This is a genomic window from Streptomyces sp. NPDC054847 (genome assembly GCF_053610925.1).
Genome location: NZ_JBSGZJ010000216.1, coordinates 1 through 11,638, shown reverse-complemented (window position 1 = coordinate 11,638; position 11,638 = coordinate 1). Strand labels below are relative to the sequence as shown.

Sequence of the window (11,638 nt, the reverse complement as noted above, 5' to 3'; positions counted from 1 at the left end):
CGCGAAGCGCGGTACGGGGTCCGGGGCTTGCCCCGGTTCGGGAAGGGGCGGGTAGGGGACAGCCCCGCGCAGCGGCCCGCCCGCCCCCGGAGCAGCGACCCAGCGTCGTCACGTGCAGCGGCTCCGCCCGTCCTGGGGTAGCGACGCAGCGGCCGTCGCCCGCAGCGGCCTCCGCGCCGCGGTCACGGCACCGCGCGTCCCGCGTACCGTCACGCGATCACCCGCCCGCAGAGGCCTCCCCGCTGCGGTCACGCCCGCCCCGCGCAGCGCGGGCGCGCGCGCCGCGCCCCCCACCGTCACGCGACCACCCGCGCCACCAGCAGCCCGTCGTACCCCTTCACTCCCACCGTCTGGAGCGCCGTCGCGTCCAGCCTCGGCTCGCGGGCGACCAGGTCGAACATCTCGCGCGTGCCGAGGATCGACGGGTCCTCGCTCTTCGTGTCGACGACGCCGCCGCCGCGCACCACGTTGTCCACGATGATCAGGCTGCCCGGGCGGGTCAGGCGCAGTGCCCACTCCACGTAGCGGGCGTTGTTGCGTTTGTCCGCGTCGATGAAGACCAGGTCGAAGGGGCCCGCGCCCGGTTCCGCCGCGATGCGCGGCAAGGTGTCGAGGGCCGCGCCCGTGCGGACCTCCACGATCTTCGCCAGGCCCGCGCGGGCGATGTTCGCGCGGGCGACCTCCGCATGGGCCGGGTCGTACTCGAGCGAGATCAGCCTGCCGTCCTCGGGCAGCGCCCGCGCCAGCCAGATCGTGCTGTAGCCGCCCAGCGTGCCGATCTCCAGCGCTGTACGCGCGCCCTGTGTCTGCGCCAGCAGATGGAGCAGTTTGCCTTGATTGGGGGCGACGTTGATCGCGGGGAGCCCCGCCGCCCCGCTCGCCGCGAGGGCCTCGGTGAGGGCCTCGTCCTCCGTCACGAGGAGATCACTGATGTAGCCGTCCACGGCCTGCCATTGATCCTGAGTCATACCGTTCAACCTACTTTCACGCGGCCGTTCCCGGCGTCGGCGTGCGGCGGCTCGCCCGTACGCGCAGCAGAGACAGGGCCGACACGGCGACGACAGCGGCCCCGCCGCCGACGGTCAGGAACCACACCGGCACACCGGCGACCGTCAGCAGGTCGTCGTCCCAGATCACCCGCCGAAAGGGTGTGTCCTGCGCGGTGGCCACGAGTTCGTGGTCGCCGTTGATCCGGCCGGGCTCGGGAAAGTGCTGGTCGAGTGCGGTGAGGAAGCGTTCCTTCCCGCCGGTGAGGCGGCCCACCGCGCCGCGCGGCTCGACCTTGCCCGCGTACGTGACCTCGGGTTCGGAGCCGCCGATGGTGTCGCGCGGTTCCATGCGGTGCGGCGCGAGTACGAACAGGCCGAGCGACTGGGCCGTCGTCGCGCGCCGGGACAGCCGCATCGGGTAGACGAGCTTCTCGCTGGCGAAGCTCAGCCGCAGCGGATCGAGCGTGCCGTCGAGCGTCGTGCCCTTGGTGCTCGGCGCCAGCCGTACGGCCACGTACTCCCAGCCGGCGTCGACATACGGTTCGAGGTCCTTGTCGAGGCCCTGGGGCAGTTCGAAGCCGTTGTCGGCGAGCCAGTCGCCGAGCGCGTCCGGGTCGGTCGCCGTCAGCCGGGCCACGTCGAAGTCGCCGAGACGTTCCCGGCCGACGACGCCGACCCCTGGGGCGGCGGCGCCCGGCTGAGGTGCGCCCGCGCCCGCGCCGTCCGTGTCGTCGAAGGGCCAGTCGCCGCTCCGTGGCCAGAAGTAGTGGCGCGTACGGTGCACGGGCGCGGCGATCTCGACCAGCTCGTCGAAGAGGGCGCTGTCCGCGAGTTCGACGTCCGCCCGGCTCGGTACGGGCATGATCCACGCCGCTTCCGGCGCGTCCGAGTCGACCGTGAAGCGCATGACGATCTGCTCCGTACGGCCGTCCCAGTCGATCACCGACGACTCCCGGGCGACGGAGAACTCCGCGTTCCGGTCCACCACCATCGCGCCGCAGCCACAGGCGTAGGCCGGGCTGATGAGCGATCCGAGTTGCAGTGCGAGTACCGCCAGCAGCACCGTGACCAGGCGCGCGCGTACCCCGAATTCTTGTATGTTCCCCCGCATACCGTCTGTGACGGCACCATGAACATCATCGGTTCCGGCCTGGACGACTCTGTTCCGCAACGGTCCGGCGGCGGTCCGGTGCCGGTCCACCGGCCGGCGGTCCGGCAGAAGTCGGCGGGCCGGCGGCGATCGGGCGTCGAGCGCTCGGTCGCCGAGAGGATTTCGGCCATAACGGGGTGACAGCCAGGCGAACAGGCGGTTGCGTAGGTCTTCTTCACGGGGCGGTGCGACGCTCTACGGACGCTCCGTGGACACCAGAACAGCACACACCAGACCGACAGAACGGTGGGGAGGCTCGGCGCGACGTGGCGAACGCGGAACGCAGCGTGCGCGGGAGTGCGACGGCGGATTCGAGGATCGGCGCGGCCCGGGCCGCGTTGTGGCTCTTCGCGGCCGTGCTCGCCGTACGGCAGACAGCGACCGTCCTGACCAGCCCGCCCGGAGAGCGGCTCACCGACCTGGGGACGTGGATCGGCGAGAACGGCGTACTGCACGTCCCCGGCTCCCTCTACGACGAGGGCCGGTTCACCGGCACCCCGTTCGCCGGGCTGGTGCTCAAGCCGCTCGCCAGATCGGCGGAGCAGAGCCTCGGTGTCGCCTGGACGTTCGGCACGCTGCTGCTCGTGGTGCTCCTCGGCCTCGTCGCGGCGCGCGCCCTGCCGATCCCCGTCTCCCGCCGCAGCACCCTGCTGGCCGCGCCGGTCGCCATCAGCCTGCTGATGCTGTCGCTCCCGGTTCGCAACAGCTTCCACCTCGGCCAGACCAGCATCATCCCGGTGCTGCTCGTCCTCCTCGGCTGCCTCGCGGTGCGCGGCGAGAGACCCGCGGGCCTACTCATCGGCGTCGGCGCCGCCCTCCAGCCGACCGTCCTGCTCTTCGTACCCCTGCTGTGGTTCACCGGCCGCCGGCGGGCCGCGGTGGCCTCCGCCGGCACCTTCGCCGCCCTGTCCGCCCTCGCCTGGGCGGCGATGCCCGGTGACTCGTGGGCGTACTGGGTGCACCACGTCGCGGGCGCCGGTCTCGGCGAGAGCCCCGACAGTCTCGCCAACCAGTCCCTCCACGGCGCACTGCTCCGCTTCGGCCTGGAGGGTCCGTTCGAGATCGCGGTGTATCTGTTCCTCGCGGCGGCGGTCGTCCTCTTCGGTCTGCGGCGTGCCGTCCGCTACGCCCACGACGGCCAGTTGCTGCTCGCCGTCGCCCTCACCGGCTGCGTCGCCGTCGCTGTCTCGCCGACCGCCTGGCAGCACCAGGTCCTGTGGGTGCTGCTCGCCGTCGTCGGCCGTGTCGGCCGGCGGGCCTCCGACCGGATGCTGTGGCCGGTGCTCGTCGTCCTCGCGGTCACACTGCCCGGCAACATGCTGCTGCCCAACATCACGGTGCTCCATCCGGTACGGGACAACGCGCTCCTCGTCGCGGCGCTGGCCGCGGCGTGCGCCGTGCCGTTCCTGAGGCTCGACTCGCCGTACTTCCGCCGCCCCGTCCCCACCGAGTACGCCGCGACCGCCCCGGCCCGGTGGGCGCGCGTACCGCTGCTGCCGTTCTGGCGGCGGGTGCTCAGCCGACCGAACCTGCTGCTGGAACTGCTCGTCATCCGCGTCGGCTACTCGGTCTATTCGCACATCCGCGCCGCCGCGACCGGCAGTGTGGGCGCGGCGGAGGAACACGCCCGGCAGATCCTTGCCGCGGAGGGCGCGCTCGGCATCGACATCGAGCACTGGGTCAACCAGGCCGTGGTGCGGACCGAGTGGCTCGAAGCCTTCTTCAACTTCTATTACACGTCGTTCCACTTCGCGGTCCCGCTCGCGATCCTCGGCGTCCTCTATGTCCGCCGGCCCTCCGACTACCGCTGGGCCCGCGCCTCGCTCGCCTTCGCGACGGTGCTCGCGCTCCTCGGTTTCTGGCTCTACCCGCTGGCCCCGCCGCGGCTGATGCCCGGCATGGGTTTCATCGACACCGTCCACGGCCCGCAGGACCTCGCCAACCCCGACTACGGTGCGATGACCGCCGTCACCAACCAGTACGCGGCGATGCCGTCGCTGCACTTCGGCTGGTCGCTGTGGTGCGGACTGGTCGTGCTGGTATTCGCGCCCAGGCTGTGGATGAAGCTGCTCGGGCTGCTGCACCCGCTGTTCACGGTCTGCGCGATCGTCGCCACCGCCAACCACTGGGTCCTCGACGCCGCGGGCGGCGCGGCGGTGGTCGGAGCGGGCTTCGGCCTGACGTACGTACTTGCGGGCCGCAGAGAGCTGCTGATCCCGGCGAAGTCCGTGCCGTCGGCGAGGGCGGCCGACGACGCTGACGACAAGGAGACCGCCGCCGCACGCGTGTGAACCCCGGGGGTACCGGCCTCGGCCCGTACCCCCGGGATTGTGGATCGCCGCGTTCAGCCATCGTCCGCCAGGTCGGCGCGTTCCGCCACTTGGGCGACCTCGAACCAGACCGTCTTGCCGGTTCCGCCCCGGCTGTCGACGCCCCATTTGTCGACGACGGCCTCCAGCAGCGCGAGCCCCCGACCGGACTCGTCCTCGGCCCCGGCCTGCTGAGGCACGGGCAACCGGCCGCAGCCGTCCGACACTTCCACGCGTACGCCCTGCGGCTGTCGCAGGATGAGCAACCCGCAACGCCCGCCCGGCACATGGCGTACGACATTGGCCAACAGCTCGGTCACCGCCAGCTCGACGGATTCGGTCAGCTCGCGCAGCTTCCAGAGGATCAGATAGCAGCGGACGATCCGCCGGACGTGCCGGGCGGAGTGGGCGCCTGCGGTGAAGCGCATACCGTACTGGGGAATCTCTTCGTTCACGGCACGAGCGTGGCCTGCGGTGACTACGCTGGGCCACCGAACGTACGCAACGTGCTCTGCCGTTGCGGCAGTTGAGCAAGGGGGTCCCGTCATGCCCGACATCCGCCACCTCAACGCCCTCGACCCGGGCGCGTCGCCGCTCGACTACTACGGCTACGAGCTGCGCAGACACCGCGAGACGGCGGGCCTGACGCAGAAGCAGCTCGGCGCGATCGTGAGCTACACGGGCTCGCTGGTGGGGCAGGTCGAGACGGCGCGGAAGCTGCCGACGGCGGAGTTCACGGAACGGGTCGATGCCGCAGTCGGCGCAGAAGGCGCGCTGGTCCGACTGCTGCCACTCGTGCTGAGGTATCAACTCCCGGTGTGGTACCGCAAGTACGCCGAACTTGAGGAGACGGCGCGGCAGATCTATGCGTTCCAGCCTCAACTGGTGCATGGGCTCCTGCAGACCGAGGCATACGCCAGGGCCGTGTTCAGTGTCATGAGCTGTGCCGACGTCGACGAGAAGACAAGCGCCAGGTTGGCGCGCCAGCAGCTCCTGGTGCGAGCGGGGCCGCCGATGGTGTGGATCGTGATGAGCGAGGCGGTGCTGCACCAGCGTCTCGGCGGAACTGATGTCATGCGGGGCCAACTGGCGCATCTGTTGTCGTGTCACCAGGATGCCCGGGCGAACGTCCAGATCCTGCCGTTCGACGCAGGCGGTCACGCGGGCTTCTCCGGCGCGTTCACGGTATTCCGCTTCGAGCGTGAGCCGGACATGGCCTACACCGAGGACTACCGATCCGGCCATTCCACCATCAACCAACCCGAGGTTCAGGAACTGTCGCTCCGCTACGCTCATCTGCAGGCCGCGGCGTTGTCCGTCGAAGACTCGGCGAGGCTGATTCGGCGCGTGATGGAGGAACGCTATGGGGAGCACACTGCAGTGGCATAAGTCGAGCTACAGCGACGACAAGGGCGGCGAGTGCGTCGAGTGCGCAGACCTCGCCCACGGTGTCGCCGTGCGTGACTCCAAGGACGTCCACCGTCCCGCGCTCCACGTCTCGCGGGACGCCTTCAGCGCCTTCGTGGTGGCGGCGGCCAGGGGGGAACTCGGATCGCGATGACGGCATCGGGACCGGCCGTCACACGCCGCGCCCTGCTCGGAGCGGCAGCGCTCCTACCGCTGGCCGGATGCGCCAGGAGCAGACCGGCTCAAGCTGATCCGTCCCCGGCCGCCTCCTCCGCTCCCTCCTCTCCGTCGCCTGAGCCGTCGGCGGAACGCCATGACCGGCTCGCCGAGTTGGAGCGCATCTACAAGGCACGTCTGGGCGTGTACGCACTCGCCACCGGCACCGGCGCGGTCATCGCCCACCGGGCCGACGAACGGTTCGCGTTCTGTTCCACGTTCAAGGGCCTCGCGGCAGCGGCGGTGCTTGCCCGGAACCCGCTGTCGCACCTGGACACGCTCGTCCGGTACACCGAGGCGGATCTCCTGAAGAACGCGTCCGTCACGCCGCGCCATGTGTCCACCGGCATGACGATCCGGCAGCTCTGCGACGCGGCGGTCCGCTACAGCGACGGCACGGCCGGCAACCTGCTGCTCCGCGACCTCGGCGGGCCGGCCGAGCTGACGGCGTACGCACGCGGCCTTGGTGACACGGTCACCCGCATGGACCGGATCGAGCCGCTGATCACGGAGGCCACGCCGGGCGATCCCCGCGACACCACGTCCCCCCGGGCGTTCGGCTCCGACTACCGGAAGATCGTGCTGGGTGACGCCCTGCCGCCCGCGAAACGCGCCTTCCTCCGCGACCTGCTGGAGCGCAACGCCACCGGCGCCGGCGCCGCGCGGGTCCGGGCGGGCGTGCCGAAGGGCTGGACCGTGGCCGACAAGACGGGGACGGGCTCCTACGGCACGCTCAACGACATCGCCGTCGTGTGGCCCCCGAAGTCGGCGCCGCTCGTCATCTCGATCATGTCCAGCAAGACCACGGAGGACGCCGCCTACGACCAGGCCCTCATCGCCGAGGCGGCGGCGTACGCGGTGGAAATGCTGGCTCCGAAGGGATAGTGATACGGCCCTGTGGGCCGGCGGCGCTCACCCCGTCGTCACCCGCAGCTCCTTGATGCCGTTCAGCCACGCAGAGCGCAGCCGGCGGGGGTCGCCCGCCAGGCGGAGGTCCGGGAGGGTGTCGGCTATCGCGTCGAAGATCAGGTTGATCTCCATGACGGCCAGGGACTTGCCGAGGCAGAAGTGCGGACCGCCGCCGCCGAAGCCCAGATGAGGGTTGGGGTCCCGGGTGATGTCGAAGCGTTCCGGGTGGTCGAAGACCGCGGGGTCGTTGTTGGCGGAGGAGTAGAAGAGGCCGACGCGGTCGCCCTTCTTGATGCGGGCGCCGCCCAGGACGACGTCCTGGGTCGCGGTGCGCTGGAAGGAGACGACGGGCGTCGCCCAGCGCACGATCTCCTCCGCCGTCGTGTCGGGGCGCAGCCGCTTGTAGAGCTCCCACTGCTCCGGGTGGGTCAGGAAGGCGTGCATCCCGTGGCTGATCGCGTTGCGGGTGGTCTCGTTCCCGGCCACCGCCAGCAGGATGACGAAGAAGCCGAACTCGTCGGAGGACAGGTTGCCTTCGCCCTCCGCGGCGACGAGCCGGCTGACGATGTCCTCGGCCGGGCACTCCTTCCGCGCCGCCGCCAGGTTCATCGCGTACGAGACGATCTCCATCGCCGCCTCCGTGCCGACCTCCTCCGTGATGGCGTACTCGGGGTCGTCGTACGCCGCCATTTTGTTGGACCAGTCGAAGATCTTGGACCGGTCCTCCTGGGGGACGCCGATGAGTTCGGCGATGGCCTGGAGGGGGAGCTCCACGGCGATGTTCGTGACGAAGTCGAAGCTACCGTCCGGCTTCGCGCCGCTCCGGGCCGTCTCGACGATCGAACGCGCCCGGCGGCGCAGCGCTGCCTCCAGGGAGCGCACGGCGCGCGGGGTGAAACCGCGCTGGACGATCTGGCGGACCCGGGTGTGCTCGGGCGGGTCCATGTTCAGCATGATCAGCTTCTGGACCTCTATCTGGTCACGGCTGATGGACTCGTTGAAGCGGATGACGGCCGTGTTGGTCCAGGAGGAGAAGAGCTCCGGGTGCGTGGAGACGTGCCGGACGTCCGCGTGCCGGGTGACGACCCAGTAGCCCTCGTCGTCGAAGCCGGAGATGCCGGCGGGCTGTTCGCACCACCAGACCGGCGCGGTGCGCCGCATCTCGGCGAACTCCGGGTGGGGGACACGGGCCTGGAGGAGGTCGGGGTCGGTGAAGTCGAACCCTGGGGGCAGGTGGGGGCAGGACATCGGCAGCTCCCGCTTCAGCTTCGGGTCGCGGTCTGACGGTCTGATGGGCCATCAGGAAGTGGCCGAAAGGTAGTAACGAGTTCTACAAGTAGCAAGGCTCACGGTCGGAACTGTTGCCTGCGTGGGTCGCAGTAAGAGGCGTGCAAGACCCTTGCGTACCGGCGGTAGCACTCATAAGACTTCTTGAAGAACTAGAACGCGTACCAGTTCACCGTGTTCGCCGGTTCACCGGTTCGCGAGTTCGCGAAGTTCGAGAGTCCGGAGAGTTCCACAGTTTCGAGAGTTCGGCCCTGAAGGGCGCCGGGACGCCCGGACGGCCGCGAGGAGAGGACGAGCTCATGGCCGCGGAACCCGTCATCGTCGAAGCCGTACGCACGCCCATCGGCAAGCGGGGAGGCCTCCTCGCCAACCTCCATCCCGCCTACCTGCTGGGCGAGACCTACCGGGAACTCCTCGCGCGCACCGGCATCCACGCCGACTGCGTCGAGCAGATCGTCGGCGGCACGGTCACCCACGCCGGCGAGCAGTCCATGAACCCCGCGCGCACCGCCTGGCTCACCGTCGGCCTGCCCTACGAGACGGCGGCCACCACCGTCGACTGCCAGTGCGGGTCTTCGCAGCAGGCGAGCCACATGGTCGCCAACATGATCTCGGCCGGGGTCATCGACATCGGCATCAGCTGCGGCGTCGAGGCGATGTCGCGGGTGCCGCTCGGCAGCGGCTCCAAGCACGGCCCCGGCAAACCGTTCCCCGACGAGTGGAACGTCGACCTCCCGAACCAGTTCGAGGCCGCAGAGCGCATCGCCCGCCGCCGCGGACTGACGCGGGAGGACGTGGACCGCCTCGGACTGCTGTCCCAGCAGCGGGCCGCGACCGCGTGGAGCGAGGAGCGCTTCAAACGCGAGACGTACGCCGTGCAGGTGCCGACCACGGAGGAGGAACAGGCCGCGGGACAAGGGATGTGGCGGCTCGTCGACCGGGACGAAGGGCTGCGCGACACGTCGGCGGAAGCGCTCGCGGGTCTGAAACCGGTCATGCCGACCGCCGTCCACACGGCCGGGAACTCGTCACAGATCTCCGACGGCGCGGCCGCCCTCATGTGGGCGTCCAAGCGCATGGCGCGGGCGCTCAAGCTGAAGCCCCGGGCCCGTATCGTCGCGCAGGCACTCGTCGGCGCCGACCCGCACTACCACCTCGACGGACCGATCGACGCGACGCGGGCGGTGCTGGGCAGGGCCGGCATGTCGCTCAAGGACATCGACGTCGTCGAGATCAACGAGGCGTTCGCATCCGTGGTGCTCAGCTGGGCGCAGGTGTTCGAGCAGGACCTCGACAAGGTCAACGTCAACGGCGGTGGCATAGCCCTCGGGCACCCGGTCGGGGCGACGGGCGCCCGGCTCATCACCACGGCGCTCCACGAACTGGAACGCCAGGACAAGGAGTTCGCGCTGATCGCCATGTGCGCGGGCGGCGCGCAGGCGACCGGCACGATCATCCAGCGGATCTGAGGACGGGTCCGCGGCGGGTCGCGGGGGCGCGGGGTCCGGCGCCGCGGGCTGCCGGGGTCGGGCTGCGGTACGGCTCCGGGTGCCGTGCCCGAGCCCCCGGCGGCTCACGGGCGCGGGTCGCCGCCCGGCGCCTCGAACGTGGCCCGCGCCTCGAACGCCGCCCGCCGTGTCGCCCGCCGCAGCGCCTTGAGCAGCGTCGCGCCGAGGGTGAACGTCAGCACCACCGTGAGCAGCGCTCGGCCGAGGTCCCAGCCGAGGGACGTGGCCGCGCAGTACGCGAGGAAGCGGACCAGGTTCTCGTGCACCGGATCACCGGCGTGGAACGAGATGCCGGACGACATGCCGCTGATGATCGTCCAGCCGTACAGGTTCATGACCGTGCCGTACGCGAACGCCGCGAGCGCCCCGTACGCGGCGAGCATCAGCAGCTCCGCCCGCCCCCGCAGCCGCTCCGGACCCGGCAGCAGGCCCGCGCCCATCGTGAACCAGCCCATGGACAGCATCTGGAACGGCATCCACGGCCCTACGCCGCCCGTCAGCAGCGCGGACGCGAACATGGTGACGGCGCCGAGCACGAACCCGAAACCGGGACCGAGGACCCGGCCGCTCAGCACCATCAGGAAGAACATCGGCTCCAGCCCGGCCGTCCCCGCACCGAGCGGTCTCAGCGCCGCCCCGACCGCGGCCAGCACCCCGAGCATCGCCACGGCCTTCGCGTCCATGCCGCTGTCGGCGATCGTCGCGACGACGACGGCGACGAGGAGCGGGAGCAGCGCACCGAACAGCCACGGCGCGTCGCCCGAGTGCGCCGCGAGCCCAGAGTTCTCCCCGGCGAGCAGCGGCCAGCCGAAGAAGACCACGCCGATCGCGCTGATCAGGACGAGCGCGGCGATCGAACGGGGGCCGAGGCGGACGGGACGGGTGCCCCTTGGCGTGGGCGGGACATCGGCCATGGGCGGGACGGGGGTGCTCACGGGGCTCCCTTCAGGGCGGCCTCGACCTGGGAGACGGTCAGCCACGGCTGCGGCGCGAGGATCTTGGCGACCTGCGGCGCGAAGGCGGGCGAGGAGACCACGACCTCCGCCGTCGGCCCGTCCGCGACCACCTCGCCGCCCGCCAGGATCACCACCCGGTGCGCCAGTTCGGCGGCCAGCTCCACGTCATGGGTCGCCAGGACGATCGCGTGCCCGTCCTCGGCGAGACCCTTCAGCACGGCCACCAGCCGGGCCTTCGCCGCGTAGTCCAGGCCACGGGTCGGCTCGTCGAGGAGCAGCAGCGGAGGGCGGCCGGTGAGCACGATCGCCAGCGCGAGCGCCAGACGCTGTCCCTCCGACAGGTCACGGGGGTGCGTCGCGTCGGGCACGCCCGGCAGCAGCTCGGTGACCAGTGCCCGGCAGGTGCCGGGGGCCGCGTCCGCGTCCGAGTCGGCGGCCGCGCATTCGGCGGCCACCGTGTCCGCGTAGAGCAGGTCGCGGGGCTCCTGCGGTACGAGCCCGACCTGCCGGATCAGCTCGCGCGGGTCCGTGCGGTGGGGGGTGCGACCGCCGACCGTGACCGTCCCCGCCGTCGGCTCGACCATGCCGACGAGGGCGTTGAGCAGGGTCGACTTGCCGGCGCCGTTGCGCCCCATCAGGGCGACTGTCTCGCCGGGGGCGACGGCCAGGTCGACCCGCCGGAGCGCCTCGACGCGGGCGCGGCGGACGGCGAGGGCGGTGGTGGTGGCGACGAGGTGGGTGGTCTCCGGTGTCGAGGCCGCGGGGGGTGGGGTGCGGCGGAGGCGGGCGAGGAGGCGGTGGGTGGGGCGGTGGTGAGTGGGGCCGCGGCCGGCCGGGCCGCTGCTCGGGGCCTGTTCCCCACCCCGCCCCTTCCCGAACCGGGCTCCGCCCGGACCCCGGAACGCGC

General features: G+C 71.3%; 11 protein-coding genes. 5 read left to right on the top strand and 6 right to left on the bottom strand.

Going from position 1 to position 11,638, the window contains the following annotated elements:
- Positions 1–296: 296 nt before the first annotated feature.
- Both ACWGH4_RS21050 and ACWGH4_RS21045 read right to left on the bottom strand, forming a co-directional pair.
- Positions 297–968 (bottom strand): O-methyltransferase, encoded by a 672-nt coding sequence (locus tag ACWGH4_RS21050; RefSeq protein WP_453463035.1) that lies wholly within the window; start codon positions 966–968, stop codon positions 297–299.
- Between the two features lie 16 nt (positions 969–984).
- Positions 985–2,100, bottom strand: coding sequence for a DUF2330 domain-containing protein (locus tag ACWGH4_RS21045; protein ID WP_453463032.1), 1,116 nt, complete (start codon positions 2,098–2,100; stop codon positions 985–987).
- A 305-nt stretch (positions 2,101–2,405) separates the two neighbouring features.
- On the opposite strand from ACWGH4_RS21045, the gene ACWGH4_RS21040 reads away from it, so the two are divergent.
- Positions 2,406–4,430, top strand: a complete 2,025-nt coding sequence (locus ACWGH4_RS21040) for a bifunctional glycosyltransferase 87/phosphatase PAP2 family protein (protein ID WP_453463029.1) — start codon at positions 2,406–2,408, stop codon at positions 4,428–4,430.
- Between the two features lie 53 nt (positions 4,431–4,483).
- On the opposite strand, the gene ACWGH4_RS21035 is transcribed toward ACWGH4_RS21040, so the two are convergent.
- Positions 4,484–4,903 (bottom strand): ATP-binding protein, encoded by a 420-nt coding sequence (locus ACWGH4_RS21035; protein WP_453463026.1) that lies wholly within the window; start codon positions 4,901–4,903, stop codon positions 4,484–4,486.
- Between the two features lie 100 nt (positions 4,904–5,003).
- On the opposite strand from ACWGH4_RS21035, the gene ACWGH4_RS21030 reads away from it, so the two are divergent.
- Genes ACWGH4_RS21030 through bla form a run of 3 tightly spaced genes read left to right on the top strand, consistent with a single transcriptional unit; the run spans position 5,004 to position 6,956 of the window.
- Positions 5,004–5,837 carry a helix-turn-helix domain-containing protein gene (locus ACWGH4_RS21030; protein ID WP_453463039.1) on the top strand — a complete coding sequence of 278 codons (834 nt, stop codon included), beginning with the start codon at positions 5,004–5,006 and terminating at the stop codon, positions 5,835–5,837.
- The gene (locus ACWGH4_RS21025) at positions 5,812–6,009 is read left to right on the top strand and encodes a DUF397 domain-containing protein (RefSeq protein ID WP_453463023.1); all 198 of its coding nucleotides are present in this window, start codon (positions 5,812–5,814) and stop codon (positions 6,007–6,009) included. Before ACWGH4_RS21030 ends, ACWGH4_RS21025 begins: the two co-directional genes overlap by 26 nt.
- A complete protein-coding gene (gene bla, locus ACWGH4_RS21020; RefSeq protein WP_453463020.1) occupies positions 6,006–6,956 on the top strand; it encodes a class A beta-lactamase in 951 nt (316 codons plus the stop codon). Before ACWGH4_RS21025 ends, bla begins: the two co-directional genes overlap by 4 nt.
- A 27-nt stretch (positions 6,957–6,983) precedes the next feature.
- On the opposite strand, the gene ACWGH4_RS21015 is transcribed toward bla, so the two are convergent.
- A complete protein-coding gene (locus tag ACWGH4_RS21015) occupies positions 6,984–8,228 on the bottom strand; it encodes a cytochrome P450 (RefSeq protein ID WP_453463017.1) in 1,245 nt (414 codons plus the stop codon).
- Between the two features lie 338 nt (positions 8,229–8,566).
- On the opposite strand from ACWGH4_RS21015, the gene ACWGH4_RS21010 reads away from it, so the two are divergent.
- Positions 8,567–9,736 carry a steroid 3-ketoacyl-CoA thiolase gene (locus ACWGH4_RS21010; RefSeq protein ID WP_441262751.1) on the top strand — a complete coding sequence of 390 codons (1,170 nt, stop codon included), beginning with the start codon at positions 8,567–8,569 and terminating at the stop codon, positions 9,734–9,736.
- A 104-nt stretch (positions 9,737–9,840) separates the two neighbouring features.
- Here the strand turns inward: ACWGH4_RS21010 and ACWGH4_RS21005 are convergent, their stop codons facing one another.
- Positions 9,841–10,689 (bottom strand): ECF transporter S component, encoded by an 849-nt coding sequence (locus tag ACWGH4_RS21005; protein WP_441263152.1) that lies wholly within the window; start codon positions 10,687–10,689, stop codon positions 9,841–9,843.
- A gap of 17 nt (positions 10,690–10,706) precedes the next feature.
- A partial coding sequence (locus ACWGH4_RS21000) for an energy-coupling factor ABC transporter ATP-binding protein (RefSeq protein WP_453463014.1) occupies positions 10,707–11,638 on the bottom strand: 932 nt, incomplete at its 5' end.